Here is a 21,087-nt window from a genome sequence, read left to right as displayed (position 1 = left end):
ATAAATAGTAAAAATATCGCAGTATTTATTTTTTAAAAGAAGAGCATTGAATGCTCACCATAGTGAAGCCTTTAACTACAACTTTGAAAATTGAATTTAGTTGCCTATTACAACTTTATGATAGAATAACGCTTTATTATTTAATATCCAAATAAAACCAAAAATATGTCATTAATTAACCTTACAAATGCTTATCTTTCATTTAGTGATGCGCCCCTGCTTGATCATATTGATCTGTCGATTGAAGTAAATGAACGAGTTTGTCTTGTTGGACGTAATGGAGCAGGTAAATCGACGTTACTTAAAGTCCTTAATAAAGAAGTGCCTTTAGATGAAGGGCAAATTATTTATGAAAATAATGTTATTGTTTCACGCCTTCAACAAGATCCTCCTCGAGATATTCAAGGTAATGTATTTGATTTTGTGGCAGAAGGATTAAAAGATCAGGCGCAATTATTACGAGATTATTATGATTTATCTCATCAAATTGAGCAAAATCCAACAGAAAGTAATTTAACTAAGTTGGCAAAAATTCAAGAGCAACTTGATCATCAAAATGGTTGGCAACTTGATAATCGTATTCGTAATGTGATTTCATCACTTTCTTTAGATGGTGATGCATTATTGTCATCATTGTCGGGCGGATGGTTACGTAAAGCCGCTTTAGCCAAAGCGTTAGTTTGTCAACCAACGGTTTTATTACTTGATGAGCCTACCAATCATTTGGATATTGAAACGATTAAATGGTTAGAAGAGTTTTTAAAAAGTTTTAATGGCAGTATTGTTTTTATTTCTCATGACCGATCTTTTATTCGACAAATGGCGACGCGTATTATTGATTTGGATCGCGGTAAGGTTGCATCATGGGGTTGTGATTATGATAGTTATTTAATTGGCAAAGAAGAAGCATTACGCGTTGAAGAACTACAAAATGCCGAATTTGATAAAAAATTAGCTCAAGAAGAGGTTTGGATTCGTCAAGGCATTAAAGCACGTCGCACACGTAACGAAGGTAGAGTACGCGCCTTAAAAGCAATGCGGCAAGAGCATCGGGAGCGCCGTCAAGTGATGGGCAGTGCTAAGATGCAAATCGAAGAAGCATTAAGATCAGGTAAAATTGTTTTTGAACTTGATAATGTCAGTTATCAAATTGAAAATAAACAATTAATCAACGATTTTACCGTGCAAGTCTTAAGAGGTGATAAGATCGCGTTAATTGGACCTAATGGAGTGGGTAAAACGACATTACTTAAATTAATGTTAGGTGATTTAGTCCCAACATCCGGTCATGTTCATTGTGGAACCAAGTTAGAAGTTGCGTACTTTGACCAGTATCGATTAGAACTCGATCCCGAAAAAAACGTAATGGATAATCTTGCTGAAGGTAAGCAAGAAGTGATGGTAAATGGGCGCTCAAGGCATGTTTTAGGTTATTTACAGGATTTTCTATTTCCACCCAAACGAGCACGTACACCAGTAAGAGCATTATCCGGTGGTGAGCGTAATCGTCTGTTATTAGCAAAACTCTTTTTAAAACCAAGTAATTTATTAGTACTTGATGAACCAACCAATGATCTTGATATTGAGACGTTAGAATTATTAGAAGAACTTGTTAATGATTATCAAGGAACGGTTTTACTTGTTAGTCACGATAGGCAATTTGTGGATAATGTTGTCACACAATGCTGGTTTTTTGAAGATCATGGTCATATTGGTATTTATGCAGGTGGTTACAGTGATGCTTTACAACAACAGCAACAAGCCAATCCCGTTAAAGCACAAATAACCCTTAATCAGTCGAGTAAATCAACTAACAACGAAGCTAATATAGTTGTTGATAATAAAGATCAAACCACTAAAAAGAGAGTCAAACTGAGTTATAATGAGCAACGTGAATTGACCCAATTACCAATTAAGATTGAGCAACTCGAGGTGGCTATTAGTGATTTACAAACACAAATAGGTCATAGTGACTTTTTTAACCAACCTCATGACGTTACCAGCAAAATATTACAAGATTTGGCCGATAAAGAAGCTGAGTTAGAAACTGTATTTACACGCTGGGAACAACTTGAATCGTTAAGCCAATAAGCGCTTGTTTAGCGCTTATTTTGCTAATAACCAAATTCGTTTGGATAATAAGAAGAATAAAAGTAATGCAAGAACAACAAAAATTGAACCAATAAAGCCAATGTAATGGGTTGAAAGTACGACTAAAACTTGGCTACCGACAAAAGCACCGCCACCAATTCCGATATTGTAAATACCTGAATAGACCGAGGTGGCAATATCTGCGGCATCAGGCGCAGCGTCAATCACTTTGCTTTGCATTACCATACCAATAATAGTTATCGAAAGACCCCATAACATACTTTGCATAATGGCAGTATAAAGGCTTAAAGCACAAACATATAAAGACAATAAACAAATTATTAGCCCTATCATCGGTAAGACAAGAATTGCAATAGGGTATTTGTCAGCATAGCGAGCAAATAGTATGCTACCTATCATGCCTGAAAATCCAACAGCTAATAATATAATGACAATAACATGTTGACTAAAACCGCCCACTTTCATCATAAATGGTGTGATATACGTGTAAGCCGTAAAATGACCGGTGATAATTATCGCCGTCAATAAATAGATATTCAAAAGAACAGGGCGTTTTAACACTTTTGGAATGTCTTTTAGTGAAATGACATTTAAGCTCGGCACTTGAGGCAATAAGTAGAGTAATAACACCATAATTGAAAATGCAATGATACTGATGCATAAAAAGGTTGCTCGCCATCCCACGAGTTGTCCTATCATTGTACCAATTGGAATACCTAATACGGTAGCCATTGATGTACCCACAACAATAAAACTCATTGCTTGTGCCCGTTTGCCATTTGGCGCTAATCGAACTGCTAATGGCGTAGTGATAGCCCAAAAAACGGCATGCGCACAAGCAATACCAATTCTCGCCACCATTAAACTATAAAAATTCCAAGCAAAACCCGCTAAAATGTGACTACAAATAAACAAACAAAAAAGTCCTGCTAATAATTTTCGTCTTTCCATTTTTGAAGTCAATACTGTCAATGGCAAAGACAATAACGATACCGCCCAAGCATAAATGGTTAATAAAAGCCCAGCATGAGCAACATCCATCGAAAAACTTTCAGCAATGTTGGGTAGTAATCCAACGGGCACAAATTCAGTGGTGTTGAAAATGAATCCAGCAAAAGCCAGACAAAGTATCGACGACCAAATTCGAGACCGTTTATTGGCATTATTCATGATATAACTTTATTGAAGGGATAAATTGATTTTCAATAATTATAACTGAATATTGTTAGTTATTAAACGGATAGGTAGCATAAATCTTGCTTAGCTATGCCATCTATAATCTTTAGATGACATAGCTTTCATAATGGGTAAAATTAGTTTGTTAACGCTGTGACTGCGGCTAACACTTTATCGTAATTAGGTTCGTCCGACGTTTCTTTAACATATTCAACATAAGCGATTTTATCATGTTTATCAACGACAAACACAGCTCTTGTAAGTAATCGTTTTTCTTCAATAACAACACCATATTTTAAACCAAAATCCAGATCTTTGTGATCTGATGTCACTTTTACTGCATCAATTCCTTCGGCCGCGCAGTATCGATTTAATGCAAATGGAAGATCGACACTGACAGAGAATATTACGACATCTTTTAATTTTGCAGCTTCAACATTAAAACGGTGAACTTGCGCACTGCACACAGAAGTATCAATTGATGGCACTGAATTAATTATTCTAACCTTGCCTTTAAAATCGGATAATTTTATCGGCTCCATTTTACTATTTTCAACAGTAAAATCTGGTGCAGTATCACCAATTGTTATTTTTGGTCCTAGCAAAGTAACAGGCGTTCCTTTCATCGTGACTTCATTAACTCGTTTTTGCATAGCTGTCTCCTAATTTTTAGTGTCACATTAACTTAATAGTGGTAGAAATAAGATGGAAAGGTGAGAATAGAAAAACTCCCTTTACTATAAAGCTAGATTAAAAAATCATCAATAGTATGACAAGGTGAATAATGATGATTTACCCAATTAATAAAATTGCTAAAAACATTGCGATGTAAACGAAATGGTTATTTATCCATTTTGCAGCTTTATTAGGTGTAGGTATATAATGTTATTTCCCTTTCTACTACTTTATTGATTATTATGAGCCAACTTCTTATCACTGTGTGTTTACTTACTTTTAGTAATATTTTTATGACTTTTGCTTGGTATGGACATTTACGTTTTTTACATAATCAAGCTTGGATAGTTGCTGTTTTTATAAGTTGGGGTATTGCATTATTTGAATATTTATTACAAGTCCCTGCTAATCGAATTGGTTTTCAAGTCGCGACAGCGGGTCAGTTAAAAATTATTCAAGAAGTGATTAGTTTGTCTGTGTTTATTCCATTTTCAATTTACATTTTAAAAGAACCATTCAAAACGGATTATATTTGGGCCGGTTTATGTTTGCTTGGCGCTGTATTTTTTATGTTTCGAGATAAGATCTTGGCTTAATAAACTTTCACAACCTGAATCAATATGTGACACTTATCACATAATAAAAATCCGACTGTTTATTCCTAAAATAATTCAATTTAAGATTGGCTGACTGCGAAGTGGTCAATCTGATTAAATAGCGTTTTAACAACGTATTATCGAAATTTTTTATTACTTGAAGAAACTAACAAGGCAATTTGTTTCATAGACTATATTGATAGTGTAATGCCAAGTTTAGTAAGGAGATGTATATGAAACAACTTTTTGTCAAAAGTATTATCATTGGTTGTTTATTTTGTGCAAATACTTTTGCGGTAGGCGTTAAAGATGTCACTACCGATCCGCAAGATTTTTATCTTAAAGAAGATCAAGCACCTGATAGCCTATTATTGCTACCGCCTCCACCATCTTATAATAGTATTGATTTTTTGAGAGATAAAGCTCAATATGATTGGGGAAAATCTATGCGTAATACCGAGCGCGGTCATCAAGCCTATTTAGATGCCGATTCCAGTAAAGATAATGTTACTAAGCAGTTTTCGCCATCTTTTGGTCACGAAATATCAATCACAACAACTCCTGAGATTTATAAACTAATTACCACAATGAAAGAAGATGCGGGGGATCTCGCCACACGTTCAGCGAAAAACCATTATAACCGAGTCAGGCCTTTCTCTTTTTTTAACGAACCAACTTGTCGCCCTGAAGACGAAAAAACTTTATCCACTAATGGTTCATATCCGTCAGGTCACACCACAATGGGGTTTGCTATTTCGCTAGTGTTGGCTGAGATAAATCCTGAGCGTCAAAATGAAATTTTAAAACGTGGTTATGAGATTGGTGAAAGTCGGGTAATTTGTGGCTATCACTGGCAGAGTGATGTGGATGCCGCTAAAGTGATGGCAGCAGCAGTTGTCGCGCAATTACATACTAATCCTGCATTTAATCAGCAATTAGCTAAAGCTAAAACAGAATTTAGTCATTTAAAAAAACATTGATCTAAAATTTAACTTAGCGTTATTAAGTTGTGATGAATAATTCGCAATGAAATTGGCTTTTAATTATAAAAAGCCAATTAATTAACCCTTATACTGCTTTAAATGATATATCTGGCAAAATAGTTTCACCTTGCCAATAAAGTTCACTGGCAATTAAGCTGGCTATTTGACAATAAAGTTGTGTAAAGTCACTTTCAGGGTGACTAATTACAGTTGGTTTGCCAGAATCGAGATCTTGTCTTAACATTTTATGTAGGGGTATTTGGCCCAATAATTTAGTGTGATATTGCTCGGCTAAATGTTTAGCGCCACCTTCTCCAAAAATAGCTTCATGATGACCACAATTTTCACAGATGTGATAACTCATATTTTCAACAATTCCCAGCGTTGGAATGTTGACTTTATTGAACATGGTAATGCCTTTTTTAGCGTCAATTAAAGCAATATCTTGTGGCGTTGTAACAATAACCGCGGCTGTCACAGGAATACTTTGTGCAAGAGTTAATTGTATATCGCCAGTGCCTGGCGGCATATCGATAACTAAATAATCGAGTTCGGGCCAAAGTGTATCTTGTAAAATTTGTAGCAATGCTTTACTTGCCATTGGTCCTCGCCATACCATAGCACCATCAGCATCAACTAAATAACCAATAGAGTTACTCGCTAATCCATATGCCATAATAGGGCTCATATGTTTATTATCAGGGGTTAATGGTTGTTGTTTTTCTGTGCCTAACATTGTTGGAATAGAAGGACCATAGATATCAGCATCTAAAATGCCAACTTTAGCGCCTTGTGCTTGTAACGCAAGAGCAAGATTAATTGCTGTTGACGATTTACCAACTCCGCCTTTTCCTGAGCTAACAGCAATAATGTTTTTAATATTTTTAACTGCATGTTGGCTATTGGCACGTTTTAAAGTGGCTATGTTATAGTCAAGCTGCCAATTCACATGGTTAACATTGTCTAACTTAAGTAACTCAGGCGTTAACTTAGCTTTTAACTCTTCAAAAGCAAGTCCCCAAGCAAATGGCATGGTTAAATGAATTGAAAGTGACTCATCAACATATTCACACCGCTTAACCGCACCAAGTGCAACTAAATTTTTTTGTAAAGTAGGATGGGTAAATGTTTCAAGAATCTGTTTTGCTTCCATGTTTTTTGACCTTAAATTTTGTGTACCAGATTTCTACTTATATTGTTTTAAATTATTAGTATTTCAAGTACGATGACAAACAGTTATCTAATCGATAAATTAAGTATTGCCATTTTATATGATTAATTATGCCTATTACACTTTGAATTCATGTTGAATTTGAGAGAAATGTTATTAAATTATGGCATAAATCTAGCGATAATCCCACGATTGATGTACTATTTCCGCCATTATGTAATAAAAGGTAATTAATCGACATGACAACAAAACGCAAAATATTGGTGACTTGTGCGCTTCCTTACGCAAATGGTTCAATTCACTTAGGGCATATGCTTGAGCATATTCAAGCTGATGTTTGGGTACGTTATCAACGTATGCGTGGTAATGAGATCTATTTTATTTGTGCTGACGATGCGCATGGTACGCCAATCATGCTTAAAGCTCAGCAATTAGGTATGACACCAGAGCAAATGATTGCAGACGTTAACATCGAGCACCAACGAGATTTTGCTGGTTTTAATATTAGTTACGATAATTACCACTCAACGCATAGTCCTGAAAATCGTGAAATATCAGAGCAAATTTATAAAAAGCTAAAAGCTAATGGCTATATTAAAACTAAAGTTATTTCACAATTATTCGATCCCGAAAAACAGATGTTTTTACCTGATCGTTTTGTGAAAGGGACTTGCCCTCGTTGTAAATCACCAGACCAATATGGCGATAATTGCGAAGTTTGTGGTGCAACCTATAATCCGATTGATTTAATCAATCCGCAATCGGTGGTATCTGGTGCAACGCCGATTATGAAAGATTCTGAGCACTTCTTTTTTGACTTGCCTGCGTTTTCCGATATGTTACAAGCGTGGATTCGTTCAGGCACACTACAAGATCAAGTGGCTAATAAAATGCAGGAGTGGTTTGAAGCAGGATTACAACCATGGGACATTAGCCGTGATGCGCCTTATTTTGGCTTTGAAATTCCAGACGCACCAGGTAAATATTTTTATGTTTGGTTAGATGCGCCAATCGGTTATATGGGCTCTTTCCTCAATTACTGCAATAAACATAATAAACCGATTTTTGATGAGTTTTGGAACAAAGACTCAACAACTGAACTTTACCATTTTATCGGTAAAGATATTGTTTACTTCCATAGCTTGTTTTGGCCGGCAATGTTAGACGGTAGCGAACATCGTAAACCTTCCAATATTTTTGTGCATGGTTATGTGACAGTCGATGGCGCTAAAATGTCAAAATCACGCGGTACCTTTATCCAAGCAAGTACCTATTTAAAACATTTAGATCCTGACTGTTTGCGTTACTATTATGCCGCGAAATTATCACCACATATTGATGATATCGATTTAAACTTAGAAGATTTTGTTCAACGTGTAAATAGTGATTTAGTTAACAAAGTGGTGAATATTGCCTCGCGTTCGGCAGGCTTTATTAGTAAACGGTTTGACGGTAAATTATCTGATAATCTTGCTGAACCCGAGCTTTATGCGTTATTTGTCGAAAAATCAATCGTGATTGCTGACTACTTTGAACAACGTGAATCAGGGAAAGCAATACGTGAAATCATGGCACTGGCTGATGAAGCTAATCGCTATATTGATGAAAAAGCGCCATGGGTAGTGGCTAAACAAGAGGGGCAGGAGCAAACTCTACAAGATATTTGCTCAATGGGTATTCATCTATTCCGTATTTTGATGACTTATTTAAAACCAATCGTGCCGTCATTAGCACAGCGCACCGAAGAATTTTTAGGTAGCCAATTAGCGTGGGATTCGATTAATCAACCTTTAATTGGACACACTATTAACCGATTTAAAGCCCTATTTAACCGTATCGATATGGATAAAATTACTGCAATGATTGACGAAACAAAACAACAAGCTGCATTAGCGACACCAGCTAAAGAAAACGTCGCCGAACCTATTGCTGACACGATCAATTTTGATGATTTTGCCAAAGTGGATATGCGCGTTGCCTTAATTAAAAATGCAACTGTTGTTGACGGCTCTGATAAGTTATTGCAGTTAACACTTGATATTGGTGACGAAACTCGCAACGTATTTTCGGGCATTAAACAGTTCTATCCAGATCCAGCGGTTTTAGTTGGTAGATTAACCATTATGATCGCCAACTTGGCTCCACGTAAGATGCGCTTTGGTATTTCAGAAGGGATGGTACTATGTGCAAGCGGTAAAGACGATAGCGAAGGTGTTTACTTATTATCGCCAGATAGCGGAGCAAAACCGGGTATGCGAATTTCGTAACTGTTTATATTATTCACATCTTAACAAGCTAAACGTAAAAGCTTGTTAAGATGTTTTTAAGTAGATATTTAAATGAAATTGCACCTCACTACGATGGTTAGTTGAATTATAAATTTTTACTTAACCAACTATCGTGCAACCATTTTTGTGTTTGGCGACCTGCACGAATAAAGTCCCATTCAACATCCCTTTCAAAAACCATTACTGTTTCGTCTGGTGCAATAATTGTCCAAAAGTAAAGACCTGTATTTAAATCACGGCATTTTACCTTCATACCTGTCAACGTCACTTTTTTTCCGTCAACAATGATTTGTTCATCATGCGTATCTATCCAATTATTGTTAAAGTTGTTTAATAAATCGGGTGCATAAGTTTCTAGAAATTTAAGTGTAATGGATAAGGCTTTATCTTTATCAACTTGCGCTTTAGATGATTGATATTTCGGCAATAATTTAACAAATCCTTCTAATTTCCCGGTATTATTATCCAATAAAAATGAGATATGCTGGTTATGAAGTTGCATGGTTTCTTGCGGTTCAAAACGATATAGTGTCACTGGTTGTTGATTGTGCATTACTTCAATAGTTAAAACTAACTTAAAATTAAGTTCATTATTATCTAATAGTTGTTGTAAATTGGGTGCAGCTTGGGTACTGATGTTTGTTAACTCTATTAAGGCCATCGTATTTTCCTTTGTTTGGTGCAATTGTTGAGCATAGCATGTTGAATAACAAAAACTTAATATTAGTGTCAGTTTGATTAATCGTTCTATCATAAATCAATTCCTTATGATGAGGGTTAAATTGATGGTGAGTTGGATTGCGCAGAGTAAAAGTAAAAGAGAAAGCGCGGTTATTAGTACAAAAGGGTTAATTAAAGACGGTAAAAATGCTCCAAGACTTACACCAATAAACAAAATACAAGTATATAGTGATGTTGCAATACCTCTATCTTTGATCTCTGATTGTGTTGCTACATATACAATCATAGAAGGAATAGCATAGGCAAGACCAATGATGAATATGAAATGAGAGAGATAGAGGATAATTAATGTGTTAATTTGATCATTTATAAAAAATGCCTGTATCAATAATGTTAATGCCATTACGCAAAGCGCTATTGCTAGCACATATGCGGGTTTGATCACTTTAAATAGATAACTTGCGGTTAAACTAAATAACATAGCAACAATGCCAATGCTTCTTAAAGTTGGAATATGGCTGATAAGCGAGCTACGATATAATACGGAATAAAGTGCAACAAAACCGAGTAAAACGAATAATGAGCAGAGATATACTGGAAACAATTTTTTATTGATCAGTATAGTTGGTAACTTAGACAATATTGTAATAAGCGTTGTACTTGGTACGGCCAGATTATTTTTTTCGCTTTTTAAGTGATAGACGTAAAAAATAGTGGCACCACTCGCATAAATACCGCCTAAAAACCACATTGCATAAAGCAGTGAGTTTGAAATCAATAACGACCCTAACCATTGCCCAATTGTTGCTGCAAGTAAAAATGCACAACTAATTATTGATATCGCTTTAGATTTTGAGCTGTCAGGTAGGTTAATCGAAATCCACGCTAAAGCAACAGGCGGAAACGAGGCGGCGCAAAATCCCTGAGCTGAACGAGCAAGCAGTAGTAAATAGTAGTTTGCTAGCAGTGGTAAGATAAAACTAACGCAGGCAAGTAATAGCAGACCAATGATTAAAGTGAGATCCTTGCCGATTTTGTCTGATAAACTTCCCCAGACAATCAGTCCGATAGCGTAGAAAATGCCAAAAAAGGTGGTTAATAATCCAATATTATCGGCACTTGCGTGAGTCACAAAAAGTAATAGATTGGTTGAGACAGGCATTAATATATAAAGTTGACTCACAACGGCCAGTGCAATAAGTGGAATGTAAAAGGTACCTATAATTAATTTATATTTCATGTTAAGCTCTAAATGTTCAATAATTGTAGTTAAAGTGCAATTATTGAATTATAGAGTCATTTTTATCTTAAATACAACATTATTTGTTGTTTAAAGATATTGTGCCTTATAATAAGTGCTTATTTTGACTATAAACAGGTTTTCGACATGGGTGATAATTCACTAAAAAATACATATGATGACTTTTTATCAACAGTGATTGTTGGTATTGGGGAAGTTTCTGAAATGACTAAAATTCCAGTGAGAAAATTACGTTATTGGGAAGAAAAAGGCATCATCAAAACAGTTGACCCACAATCTAAATCTCGCCAATTTGATTTAGCCAATATTAAAAAGATAATTCTTATTCAAGAATTGATTGATGATGGATATTCATTAGATGGCGCAGCGAAGAAAGTTGAAGAAAGGTTTGCTAAAATTGGCTCATTGATGAGTTTAATTCAGATGTAACAATAGGTTTTTTTAGACACTAGCTGTTAAGCTACCATTTATTTAAATTAGGTTTAAAAAAACTCAAAACGATAACAATGTTATGGTTTTGAGTTAGTTTTTATTCAAATATCATTCAATAGTAATATGGCATCATCTTACTATTTTTGATTTTCAGCTGGATTGCCTGAATAGGGGAATAGGCCATCTTTAAGTGAGAATGAAAAGTCTTTAGTGCTAATTTCACCAACGACTTTATCACTATCGTATAACGCTAACAAAAATTGTGCCATTTGTTCGGCTGAATGATATTTAGCAAAGCTTTTATTGTAGTCATAATCGGTGACATTGTTAGCTTTTTGTCCAAACTCTGTTTTGGTTGCCGCAGGCGCCAGCACTTTAGCTTGTAATGGCGCTTTAGCTTGTTTTAATTCGTGAGCTAAACCTTCAGTGAATGCACTAACATAAAATTTAGTTGCACAGTATGTGACCGCATTTGGTACTATTGTGTATCCGCCTCTTGATGAAAGATTAATTATTTGAGTATTTGCTTGATCTTGGTATTTACGCACATACAGCGTTGATAGAATTGTTAATGCTTCGATATTTAAATGTAGCATTGATTCTATTTTATTTAAGTCCTGCTCTTTAACACTTCCATAATTGCCAAAACCTGCATTGTTAATCCAAGTCTCGATAAAATATTGATCAAGATCTTGAAAAAGTGAATGTACATTACTGGCTACTGATAAATCACATAATTTTATAATGACATCGACCGCTGGGTTGATCTCTGCAATTTTGTTTTTAAGATCAATTAATTGTTCTTCCCTTCTTGCAATAAGAATAAGGGATTTGTTGCGTTTAGCAAATTCAAGTGCTGTTGCATAACCTATACCAGAGCTCGCACCTGTTATAGCTGTGTATCTTTTATCTGTCATATTCATATTTTATTTCCATTAAAACGATTATTAAATTTAATTTGTCTAGTAATTAAATAAAACGGCTAATTGTCATTTTTTTAATATTAAAGCATTAGAGATAATTGAATTGTATTTCTTAATTTAAGATTTCCATGAATTATGTGGTAATTCATCTTCTTTGGTCGCTTTTGCTAAAGCTTCTTTTAATTGTTCACGATTAAGTGAAATGCAATAAGCTGGTTTAGCTCGTTCGAATCGCCAGCTTTCTGATAAATTGCCAACATCAATATAATCATAGCCAATTTGGTCAAGTAACTGACAAACTATCTGTTTGCTCGGCATATCATTACCAGCGACAGGCAGCGCTCTTCTGTTAACTTTATCATTTGGTTTCGCATCTTTAACGATATCTTTTGCAAGAATAGCATTGAATGCTTTGACTACTTTTGATTGATTAAGGTGTTGAGCGACAAGTTCGCTGGTTGTTATTTGATGATTATCCAATAACTCAAAATGACCATCCCTGTCAGGATAGTAGTTCATGGTATCAATAATAATTTTGTTACTTAGTAAATCTGTTGGTAACTGTTTATAGTTAGCAAATGGTATTGCAGTTACGATGATATCACTAAATTCTATGGCTTCTTGTTGACTGCCGATTTGACAACCTATCGCGCTTGCCACGCTGTAAAGTGTGTTTTTTCCTCTTGAGTTACTTAGCATAACTTGATACCCAGATTCTATAAATAATTTTGCACAAGCTTGACCAATAAAGCCAGCGCCAATAATCGATATTTTTTTCATTTTGTATTTCCATTAAATAAATAAAGTTGTTGTATTATCTTTATAAAATAATAGATAATAAATACGATAATAATTGATTTATTAACAACTAGGAGTTGATAATTTGGATTTATTAAAGTGCATGGAAGCGTTTGTTGTGACAGTAAAAACAGGATCTTTTGTTGCTACATCTGTTTCATTAAATACTTCACCTCAAATGGTCACTAAATATATTTCTTATCTAGAAAAATACATTGGTTTAAAGCTACTTAATCGAACAACACGTTCACAGCATTTAACTGAATTTGGCAAACAATATTATGAGCGGTGTTTGTTTATCCTTGATGAAGTTAAAGCAACAAAAAATCTTGCCCAGCAATTTAGTGAAGAGCCTAATGGTCGATTAAGAATCAGTGCGCCAGTCAGCTTTGGTCATTTCAATTTAATTCCAGTTATTAGCTGTTTTATGAAGCGTTATCCCAAGGTAAATATTGATCTTCAATTAAGTGATCGTTATGTTGATTTGGTTCAGGATGATTTTGATGCGGTGTTTCGTATTGGGGTATTAGATGATTCAAGCCTAATTGCTCGTAAACTCAAATCTTTTCAACTTATTTTTGCTGCTGCACCAAGTTATTTGGCTAAATATGGAATACCATCAGTGCCCAATGATATAAAAAAACACCAATGTTTGATTTATCAATATGTTAATCCAACAAGAAAAGATCATCTTTGGTCTTTTAAAGTTAATGGTCAAGTGATTAATCTTCCTATATCCGGAATGTTACAAAGTAATGATACCTTCGCCTTAGCACAAGCCGCCATTCAAGGATTGGGAGTAACGATGTTACCTGAGTCAATGCTAAGTGAAGCAATTAAACAACAAAAATTATTACCCATTCTACAGGAGTATTTACCACCACCTAGAGAAGTTCATCTACTTTATACAGCGGATAAACGCCAGCTGTTGAAATTAAAGATGTTTATTGAATTTATAGTAGATAAGATGGCTTAGCTTATTTGATGCTGTTTACTGTAAGCATATTGGTCAATATGCCTGAGTGTAAGTGAGATAATATAATAACTAGCTAAAGTATCGATAACTAAAAAGGCGACTCAGTCGCCTTTTTAGTTAATAGTTTAAATCCATTTAAACTACTATTTATTTAATTGTTACTGTTGTGCTTAACTCTTTTCCTAACATATTGTTAAGGTAAACTAAGTCATCAGCAGTTAATGTTCCAACTGCATACTTCAGCTGTAATAAACTCGTTAAATAAGTATATTTAGCATCAGATAAGTTGCGCTTAGAGCTATATAGCTGAGTTGTGGCATTTAATACATCAACAATAGTACGTGTTCCAACTTGATATCCCGATGTGGTTGCTTCTAATGAACTTTCCGCAGAGACAACCGCTTGTTGGTAAGCTTTGATTGCACTGATAGATGACGAAATATTGTTGTAAGAAGAACGAACTTGATTAATCACGCTACGATTGGTGCTTTCAAGTTTTTCACTAAAACTGACAAAGTTGTGTTGCGCTTGTTCAACTTGAGACATGGTGGCACCGCCCGAGAAGATTGGCATACTAACACTCACGCCAACATAGTTACTGCCTGAATAACTTTTACCATTACGGGCAGCAGGTGTGCCAGCAGAACTGTAATTACCATATCGGTCGGTTTTATTAAGATTTGTCGATGCATCAACACTTGCTGTTGGCATATAACCAGATTGTGCTAACTTGATTTGATCGCGTGCGATATCTTGATTTAATTTCATTGTTAATAAATTCAGATTTGATGTTTCTGATTGTTTTAACAAAGCACCGATTTGAGTTGGCATTTCAGTTTTGAACGTATTGGTATTAATACTTGCTAATTGGGAATAAAAACGACCGCTGACTTGCCGTAAATCTTCAATGGCGTTATTTAAATCATTTAATGCATTAACTTGTTGTGCAACGGTTAAATCATAATTAGCTTTGGCATTTTGTACATCTGTAATAGCCACTAAACCCACTTGATGTTGTTGCTGGGTTTGTTCTAATTGACGACCAATGGCTTTTTTCTGAGCTTCGATAAAGCTCAATGCATCAAGCGCTTTTAGCACATTAAAATAAGCAACTGAAGTATTTAAAATTAATGTTTGCCCTTGATATTGGTAAGTGATATCAGCAATACTCGCTTGTTTTTTTGTGATATCTAAATTTTTCCAATTAGCAAAATTGAATAGACTTTGTGATAAAGTGACTTGATATAAATTACCACTTTTGCTTTTTTGTCCACTAGTATCACGACGACCATGTGTTACACCATAAGAAGCACTTAACCCAACTTGTGGTAATAAACTTGCTCGAGAGCCTGAAATTGCTGAATAAGCTTTGTCTTTATCGGCTAATGAACTTCGTAGATCCGGGTTCGTTTCTTTGGCTTGTTCATATACCTGAACCAAATTTTCAGCAAAAACTGCTTGGCTTAATGTTAAGCCGATTAGAAAAGTTAGCGTTTTTTTCATCAATTATCTCTTTAAGAAACATTAAAATATAATAGTACGTTGATTTAAGTGATTTTAACAGATAATTAGCATATAGTAAGCATAGTTTATGTAACATTCGCACTTTTTATTAAAATTTAGCTTAAAATTGAGAAACAATATGAAAATTATCAATAATCCTGTCCATTTTAACAAAAACGATGTGTTCAATCTAACCAAACGAGTTTTGTATAAAGGTTTTTTTTCATTACTTGAATATCGTTTTCAATACCGTAAATTCGATGGTTCAGTTAGTGAATTTGTCACTAGAGAAATTTTAGAACGTGGGCACGCTGTTGTGTTATTAGCTTATGATGCTAAACGTGACGAAGTGGTTTTAATTGAACAAATTCGTATCGCCGCTATTGAAACTCAAGATACTCCATGGATGTTAGAGCTGATTGCCGGCATGATGGATCATGAAAATGAATCTTGTGAAGATGTTGCAAGACGCGAAGCTATGGAAGAAGCAGGGATCAAAGTTGGTCGTTGTATGCCAATTACAAGTTATCTGGCTTCACCTGGTGGTCTAACTGAAAAATTGCATATTTTGGTTGGTGAGGTTGATTCAACGACAGCAAAAGGTGTTCATGGATTAGCTGAAGAAAACGAAGATATCAAAGTGCATGTAGTAAGTAGAGAACAAGCTTACCAATGGGTCGAAGACGGTTTAATTAATAATGCAGCTTCAATTATTGCCCTACAGTGGTTACAACTTAATCATCATCGATTAAAAAATGAGTGGATGTAATGAGTATTGCCGATCACATTTAATTATTTCTTCCATTAAAATGTGATCTATTTTACACTTTAATATAACGCTTGGATTTATAATAAAAATTATATCACTTGCTACACCCCTAGATTTTGCTATTTCCGTCATTAACTGTAATGTATTAATGAATAATTGAGGTGAATTTTGGAATCACTTTTACAGCTTCCAACACAAAATAAACAACACGCCAAAATATTACAAATTACCGATATGCATCTTTTTGCCGATGACAGCAGTGTATTACTTGGTGTAAATTCAAATGCAAGTTTTTTAGCAGTGTTAGATGAAATAAAAAGCGCCAAAAGAAAGTATGATTTAATTGTGGCAACTGGCGATTTTGTACAAGATGGATCCAAACATGCTTATCAACGTTTTGCAGAGCAAATTATAAGTTTAAAAACGCCTTGTGTGTGGTTAGCTGGCAATCATGATAACTATAGCTATATGCAGTCTGTTTTTGCCCATTATGATTTAGCTGATAATAAGGTGGTATTACTTGGCGATAAATGGATAATCATTCTTCTTAATAGCCAAGTTGAAGGGCAAGCTTACGGCTTTTTAAGCAATATAGAGCTTGAATTTTTACAACATACTTTAGCCAAATATCCAGATAAGAATGCATTAGTTTTTCTGCATCATCACCCTATATCCTCCAGTTGTCATTGGCTTGATCAACATATTTTAAAAAATAGTTGTCAATTGGAGCAAATTGTCCAAGGTCACCAACAAATAAAAGGGGTGGGATGGGGACATATTCATCAAGAGCAAGATCATTTATGGCATCACTGCTTAGCGTTTTCAACGCCATCAACTTGTGTTCAATTTAAACCAAATAGCTATGATTTTCAGTTAGCAGATAAAGATGCGCCAGGTTGGCGCGAAATTAAATTAAATGATAATGGTTCAATTGACACGTCTGTTTTTCGAATTTGTGATAATCGATTTGTACCGGATTTATCACAAAATGGCTATTAATTACTGTAATTAAATATCACCAATTACAGTAATGGAGCAAAAAAGTAAAAGAGCCGTTCAACGACGTGCTGCCAAATGGGTCGTTGTTTCCAAGTTTCGATATTAACTTCGTCTGATTGCGCTAAATATTTTTGTAAAAGGTTAGATAACGATTGGGCAAATTCAGCATCATCAATGACGGTGGTAATTTCAAAATTTAACCATAAACTGCGCATATCTAAATTTACAGTACCAACTAAGCTTAACTGGTTATCAATTAACACACTTTTTGTGTGCAATAAGTTATCATTAAACTGATATAGCTTTACACCACCATCGAGCAGTTCCGAAAAGAAAGCTCGGCTTGCCCATTTGACCATTAATGAATCATTCTTTTTAGGAACAATAATAATTACTTCAACCCCTCTTTGCGCAGCGGTACAAACTGCATGTAAAATATCATCGCTTGGTACTAAATAGGGTGTGGTGAAAATAATTTGCTCTTGTGCTGAATAAATAGCAGTGAGTAACACCTGATGGATCATGTTTTCCATATAACCAGGACCAGAAGCAATAAGTTGCATGATATGCTTTTTCTCTTCTGGTGGTTCTGCAAAGTCAGTAATTTGCGGTAAGGCTAAATCGGTACCGGTTTCTAATTCCCAATCACTAGCATAAATTGCACCCATTAAGGTGGTGACAGGTCCACGCATTCTTACCATAACATCGACCCATTCACCAACATGCTTATTTTGTTTAAAAAAGCGTGGATCGACGATATTCATACTACCTGTATATGAAATATAATTGTCAATAATAGCCACTTTACGATGTTGGCGCAGATCGAGCCGTCTAAACATAAAGCGCAATAAATTAACTTTAAGCGCTTCAACTATTATAATACCAGCTGCTCGCATTCTTTTGCTTGCGTTAGTTTTAAGAAAATGGCGACTACCTGCTGAATCAACCATTAACCGACATGTTACCCCTCTTTTGGTGGCCGAAATCAGTGCGCTTTCAACATCATCTGCTCGACCGCCTTCGTTCCAAATATAAAAAACCATTTCAATATTAGACGTGGCTTGATTAATGTCTTCAATGAGTTTATCAAATATGGTATCGGTGTCACTAAGCAGCTCGATATGGTTACCGTTTATACCATCCAGTCCGGTCTGGTGTTTACAAAGTTGGAAAATGGGTTTACTGACTTGGCTAACTTTGGTGGTAAAAATATCAGAAAATACACTAATTCGATTGATAAAATTAGCAATGATTGGCCGCATTTTTTGCGCACGTTTAACGCGTTGTTGACCTAAATGTGCTTCACCAAGTGAAAAATAAAGAATAATCCCAACGATAGGTAAGATGTAAATGACCAACATCCAAGCAATGACATAAGTTGTTGGTCTACGCTTAAACACTATCCGTAAAGTTACTGCAACGATTATCAACCAATAAACGAAGAAGATTAATGAACTAATTAAGGCATGAAATGAAGTATATTGCATATTAGTTAACTATTGCTTAAGTTTAATTGACTAATGGGATCTTTGCTACAATCATAATGCTGAAAAATTTCAGGTAATGGCTTAGGATTGTTATGTTTATCAACTGATACATAAGTAAATACTGCGTCAGTAATACAAAAACGTTGAGGGGTGTCTGATGTGTCGAGTACTTTTTTTACCCAAACCTCAATGCCAATCGTGATTGAGGTTTTACCTGTTTTAATACAATGAGCATAACAACAGACAACATCGCCAACCATTGCCGGTTTATAAAATGTGATACTACTTGCATTGACTGTTACTACACGGTTTCTGGCGATCTCTTTTGATAAAATTCCGCCAGCTAGATCCATTTGTGACATAATCCAACCACCAAAAATATGGCCATGTGGGTTTGTGTCAGCAGGCATCGCAAGTGTTCTTAATACCAATTGTCCTTTAGGATTAGTTGTGTCTTGTTTCATGATGAAAGCCTTAGTTATAACATTTTACTCGGTACTAGCGTGTTTATTTAAATTTCGATAAATATAGATACCAGATATTAATGATAATAGTAAAGAGGCACCGGGTAAAATAAATACTTTGAAAATCCAAAAAAATTCATCAGGAGCATAATAAGTTGTGATTAAACTGATGACTCCACACGAAATGAAAAATATTATCCATAACAAATTTAGTCTGTTCCAGACAGCTAAGTTTAATTGTAACTCTTTACCAAGCATTTTCTGTAAAAGATTTTTTTTAAAAATAAATTGACTAATTAATAAAGCAGAAGCAAAGATAAAATTAATGATTGTCACTTTCCATTTAATGATATTGGGTTCACGAGTATATAATGTAAAACCACCAAAAATCATGATCATTAGGTATGATAACAACTCTACTTTATCTATTTTTCGATAAATAACGAGAATAATAAGAAAAGCAATGGTTGCTGAGATCATGAGTGCTTGAACGCCAGCAAAAATATCATACATTGTTAAAAAGACAAAAAAGAAAATCAGTGGAATAAAATTCAAAAGTTGTTTCATGTAATTATTAACCTGATAGATGAGATACTTATTAAGAGTTAAATAAGAAAAAAAGCCTATTAATAATAGGCCTTATTTTTTGGTATGAAGTTCGGGATGTGCTTTACAATTTCCTGATTGGCAATGACCGTAAAGATACAAACTATGGAACGTTAACTTAACGCCATATTGTTCGGCAATTTCTTTTTGTCTGGTATTAATAATTTCATCACGAAATTCAAATACTTCGCCACAATCTAAACATATTAAATGATCATGGTGTTTTTGAGTTGATAGCTCAAAAACCGCTCGTCCACCTTCAAAATTATGACGTGTAACAATACCCGCATCATCAAATTGATTTAAAACACGGTAAACTGTGGCAAGTCCAATTTCTTCCCCCATATCAAGTAACTTTTTATAAAGATCTTCGACTGTGATATGTTGACATGAAGGATCGCGCAATAACTCTAAAATTTTTAATCTTGGTAAAGTAACTTTCAAACCTGCGCTTTTTAGTGCAGCGTTATTATCGTTATCATGATTTGTCATATTGCATTCCAGTTTAGTTAATTAATCAGTTATATTATAAGACTATGTACGGAAAATAAAATAAATCACTTTGATAGATTAAATATTCATTTCGCTTTTGACTTGATTTACCCACGTAGCGATGCGTTGTTCTGTCAATTCTGGTTGGCGATCTTCATCAATTGCTAATCCAATAAAATGGTTATCGTCAACTAAACTTTTAGATGCTTCAAAGTTGTATCCATCAGTTGACCAATGCCCAACAATTTTGGCACCTTTCGGTTCAATAATATCGCGTATAGTTCCCATTGCATCACAAAAATATTCGGCATAATCTTCTTGATCACCACAACCGAAAATAGCAACCGTTTTACCATTAAAATCAATTTGCTCTAGATTAGGAAAAAAATCATCCCAATCTGCTTGTGATTCACCATAATACCAAGTCGGAATGCCGAAAAAAAGATAATCATATTTTTCTATATGTTCTTTGGTGGTTTTAGCAATATCAAAAAGATCTGCTTGTTCACTTCCTAAAATAAGTTGGATTTGTTTAGCTACATTCTCTGTATTACCTGTATCACTACCAAAAAAAATACCGACGTTTGCCATATTTGTACCTTCACTGTTTTACAATATAAAAAATATTTTTTGAGTATATCATTGTCACCTGTTATCAGCAATAATTCTCAATTACCATCATCATACCATATTAT

Annotated in this window: 21 protein-coding genes; 8 read left to right on the top strand and 13 right to left on the bottom strand. The window is 34.7% G+C overall.

All coding sequences use genetic code 11. The features are described from left to right. Window positions 1-165: 165 nt before the first annotated feature. Entirely contained in the window at window positions 166-2,091 is a 1,926-nt protein-coding gene (locus tag J3U66_RS09015) for an ABC transporter ATP-binding protein (protein ID WP_267333261.1), read from the top strand. Window positions 2,092-2,106: 15 nt separating this feature from the next. On the opposite strand, the gene J3U66_RS09010 is transcribed toward J3U66_RS09015, so the two are convergent. After that, window positions 2,107-3,282: a sugar transporter gene (locus J3U66_RS09010; RefSeq protein ID WP_267333262.1), complete on the bottom strand. Its 1,176-nt coding sequence runs from the start codon at window positions 3,280-3,282 to the stop codon at window positions 2,107-2,109. A gap of 143 nt (window positions 3,283-3,425) precedes the next feature. Next, the gene (gene tpx, locus J3U66_RS09005; protein ID WP_267333263.1) at window positions 3,426-3,941 is read right to left on the bottom strand and encodes a thiol peroxidase; all 516 of its coding nucleotides are present in this window, start codon (window positions 3,939-3,941) and stop codon (window positions 3,426-3,428) included. Between the two features lie 264 nt (window positions 3,942-4,205). Here tpx and J3U66_RS09000 point away from each other — a divergent pair, with 264 nt between their 5' ends. Next, window positions 4,206-4,559 (top strand): DMT family protein, encoded by a 354-nt coding sequence (locus tag J3U66_RS09000; RefSeq protein WP_267333264.1) that lies wholly within the window; start codon window positions 4,206-4,208, stop codon window positions 4,557-4,559. Window positions 4,560-4,792: 233 nt separating this feature from the next. Beyond that, window positions 4,793-5,539, top strand: a complete 747-nt coding sequence (locus tag J3U66_RS08995) for an acid phosphatase (RefSeq protein ID WP_267333265.1) — start codon at window positions 4,793-4,795, stop codon at window positions 5,537-5,539. Between the two features lie 88 nt (window positions 5,540-5,627). Here the strand turns inward: J3U66_RS08995 and apbC are convergent, their stop codons facing one another. Continuing rightward, window positions 5,628-6,695, bottom strand: a complete 1,068-nt coding sequence (gene apbC, locus J3U66_RS08990; RefSeq protein WP_267333266.1) for an iron-sulfur cluster carrier protein ApbC — start codon at window positions 6,693-6,695, stop codon at window positions 5,628-5,630. Between the two features lie 257 nt (window positions 6,696-6,952). On the opposite strand from apbC, the gene metG reads away from it, so the two are divergent. Next, a complete protein-coding gene (metG, locus tag J3U66_RS08985; protein ID WP_267343586.1) occupies window positions 6,953-8,980 on the top strand; it encodes a methionine--tRNA ligase in 2,028 nt (675 codons plus the stop codon). 106 nt (window positions 8,981-9,086) lie between these two features. On the opposite strand, the gene J3U66_RS08980 is transcribed toward metG, so the two are convergent. Beyond that, a complete protein-coding gene (locus J3U66_RS08980; protein ID WP_267348771.1) occupies window positions 9,087-9,755 on the bottom strand; it encodes a YcdB/YcdC domain-containing protein in 669 nt (222 codons plus the stop codon). A 3-nt stretch (window positions 9,756-9,758) separates the two neighbouring features. Continuing rightward, window positions 9,759-10,922, bottom strand: coding sequence for an MFS transporter (locus J3U66_RS08975; RefSeq protein ID WP_267348770.1), 1,164 nt, complete (start codon window positions 10,920-10,922; stop codon window positions 9,759-9,761). Window positions 10,923-11,069: 147 nt separating this feature from the next. Between J3U66_RS08975 and J3U66_RS08970 the strand changes: the two genes are divergently transcribed. Further along, a complete protein-coding gene (locus tag J3U66_RS08970) occupies window positions 11,070-11,372 on the top strand; it encodes a MerR family transcriptional regulator (RefSeq protein WP_267333270.1) in 303 nt (100 codons plus the stop codon). Window positions 11,373-11,512: 140 nt separating this feature from the next. Here J3U66_RS08970 and J3U66_RS08965 read toward each other — a convergent pair whose 3' ends face one another. Together J3U66_RS08965 and J3U66_RS08960 are read right to left on the bottom strand one after the other, a co-directional pair. Then, window positions 11,513-12,292, bottom strand: a complete 780-nt coding sequence (locus J3U66_RS08965; protein ID WP_416379571.1) for an SDR family NAD(P)-dependent oxidoreductase — start codon at window positions 12,290-12,292, stop codon at window positions 11,513-11,515. Window positions 12,293-12,415: 123 nt separating this feature from the next. After that, entirely contained in the window at window positions 12,416-13,078 is a 663-nt protein-coding gene (locus J3U66_RS08960) for an NADPH-dependent F420 reductase (RefSeq protein ID WP_267333272.1), read from the bottom strand. A 103-nt stretch (window positions 13,079-13,181) separates the two neighbouring features. On the opposite strand from J3U66_RS08960, the gene J3U66_RS08955 reads away from it, so the two are divergent. Further along, a complete protein-coding gene (locus J3U66_RS08955) occupies window positions 13,182-14,072 on the top strand; it encodes a LysR family transcriptional regulator (RefSeq protein WP_267333273.1) in 891 nt (296 codons plus the stop codon). A gap of 147 nt (window positions 14,073-14,219) precedes the next feature. Here the strand turns inward: J3U66_RS08955 and tolC are convergent, their stop codons facing one another. Beyond that, the gene (tolC, locus tag J3U66_RS08950; protein WP_267333274.1) at window positions 14,220-15,575 is read right to left on the bottom strand and encodes an outer membrane channel protein TolC; all 1,356 of its coding nucleotides are present in this window, start codon (window positions 15,573-15,575) and stop codon (window positions 14,220-14,222) included. A gap of 139 nt (window positions 15,576-15,714) precedes the next feature. Between tolC and nudF the strand changes: the two genes are divergently transcribed. Further along, complete coding sequence (gene nudF / locus J3U66_RS08945) at window positions 15,715-16,344, top strand: ADP-ribose diphosphatase (protein ID WP_267333275.1); 630 nt, start codon at window positions 15,715-15,717, stop codon at window positions 16,342-16,344. 168 nt (window positions 16,345-16,512) lie between these two features. Beyond that, a complete protein-coding gene (gene cpdA / locus J3U66_RS08940) occupies window positions 16,513-17,343 on the top strand; it encodes a 3',5'-cyclic-AMP phosphodiesterase (RefSeq protein ID WP_267333276.1) in 831 nt (276 codons plus the stop codon). Window positions 17,344-17,366: 23 nt separating this feature from the next. Here cpdA and cls read toward each other — a convergent pair whose 3' ends face one another. The 5 genes from cls to fldA all read right to left on the bottom strand — a co-directional run bounded on the left by cls (window position 17,367) and on the right by fldA (window position 20,983). Beyond that, window positions 17,367-18,830, bottom strand: coding sequence for a cardiolipin synthase (gene cls, locus J3U66_RS08935; protein WP_267343580.1), 1,464 nt, complete (start codon window positions 18,828-18,830; stop codon window positions 17,367-17,369). Window positions 18,831-18,835: 5 nt separating this feature from the next. Continuing rightward, a complete protein-coding gene (gene yciA / locus J3U66_RS08930; RefSeq protein ID WP_065634304.1) occupies window positions 18,836-19,294 on the bottom strand; it encodes an acyl-CoA thioester hydrolase YciA in 459 nt (152 codons plus the stop codon). A gap of 24 nt (window positions 19,295-19,318) precedes the next feature. After that, window positions 19,319-19,861, bottom strand: coding sequence for an inner membrane-spanning protein YciB (locus J3U66_RS08925; RefSeq protein WP_267333278.1), 543 nt, complete (start codon window positions 19,859-19,861; stop codon window positions 19,319-19,321). Between the two features lie 72 nt (window positions 19,862-19,933). Next, window positions 19,934-20,392 carry a ferric iron uptake transcriptional regulator gene (fur, locus tag J3U66_RS08920; RefSeq protein WP_267333279.1) on the bottom strand — a complete coding sequence of 153 codons (459 nt, stop codon included), beginning with the start codon at window positions 20,390-20,392 and terminating at the stop codon, window positions 19,934-19,936. Window positions 20,393-20,470: 78 nt separating this feature from the next. Continuing rightward, complete coding sequence (gene fldA / locus J3U66_RS08915; protein ID WP_267333280.1) at window positions 20,471-20,983, bottom strand: flavodoxin FldA; 513 nt, start codon at window positions 20,981-20,983, stop codon at window positions 20,471-20,473. Window positions 20,984-21,087: the final 104 nt, after the last annotated feature.

This window comes from Gilliamella sp. B2969 (assembly GCF_026536195.1).
GTDB lineage: Bacteria > Pseudomonadota > Gammaproteobacteria > Enterobacterales > Orbaceae > Gilliamella.
Note: the sequence above shows the minus strand (reverse complement) of the source record. Positions and strands in the feature narration are given on the sequence as shown.

Coding starts and splice junctions, on each gene's coding strand:
- J3U66_RS08925 (WP_267333278.1), bottom strand. CDS start 19,861: ATGAAACAACTTTTGAATTTTATTCCACTGATTTTCTTTTTTGTCTTT.
- J3U66_RS08980 (WP_267348771.1), bottom strand. CDS start 9,755: ATGATAGAACGATTAATCAAACTGACACTAATATTAAGTTTTTGTTAT.
- nudF (WP_267333275.1), top strand. CDS start 15,715: ATGAAAATTATCAATAATCCTGTCCATTTTAACAAAAACGATGTGTTC.
- yciA (WP_065634304.1), bottom strand. CDS start 19,294: ATGAAACAAGACACAACTAATCCTAAAGGACAATTGGTATTAAGAACA.
- J3U66_RS09000 (WP_267333264.1), top strand. CDS start 4,206: ATGAGCCAACTTCTTATCACTGTGTGTTTACTTACTTTTAGTAATATT.
- apbC (WP_267333266.1), bottom strand. CDS start 6,695: ATGGAAGCAAAACAGATTCTTGAAACATTTACCCATCCTACTTTACAA.
- fldA (WP_267333280.1), bottom strand. CDS start 20,983: ATGGCAAACGTCGGTATTTTTTTTGGTAGTGATACAGGTAATACAGAG.
- tolC (WP_267333274.1), bottom strand. CDS start 15,575: ATGAAAAAAACGCTAACTTTTCTAATCGGCTTAACATTAAGCCAAGCA.
- J3U66_RS08965 (WP_416379571.1), bottom strand. CDS start 12,292: ATGACAGATAAAAGATACACAGCTATAACAGGTGCGAGCTCTGGTATA.
- metG (WP_267343586.1), top strand. CDS start 6,953: ATGACAACAAAACGCAAAATATTGGTGACTTGTGCGCTTCCTTACGCA.
- J3U66_RS08975 (WP_267348770.1), bottom strand. CDS start 10,922: ATGAAATATAAATTAATTATAGGTACCTTTTACATTCCACTTATTGCA.
- tpx (WP_267333263.1), bottom strand. CDS start 3,941: ATGCAAAAACGAGTTAATGAAGTCACGATGAAAGGAACGCCTGTTACT.
- J3U66_RS08970 (WP_267333270.1), top strand. CDS start 11,070: ATGGGTGATAATTCACTAAAAAATACATATGATGACTTTTTATCAACA.
- J3U66_RS09015 (WP_267333261.1), top strand. CDS start 166: ATGTCATTAATTAACCTTACAAATGCTTATCTTTCATTTAGTGATGCG.
- J3U66_RS08960 (WP_267333272.1), bottom strand. CDS start 13,078: ATGAAAAAAATATCGATTATTGGCGCTGGCTTTATTGGTCAAGCTTGT.
- fur (WP_267333279.1), bottom strand. CDS start 20,392: ATGACAAATCATGATAACGATAATAACGCTGCACTAAAAAGCGCAGGT.
- J3U66_RS09010 (WP_267333262.1), bottom strand. CDS start 3,282: ATGAATAATGCCAATAAACGGTCTCGAATTTGGTCGTCGATACTTTGT.
- cls (WP_267343580.1), bottom strand. CDS start 18,830: ATGCAATATACTTCATTTCATGCCTTAATTAGTTCATTAATCTTCTTC.
- J3U66_RS08995 (WP_267333265.1), top strand. CDS start 4,793: ATGAAACAACTTTTTGTCAAAAGTATTATCATTGGTTGTTTATTTTGT.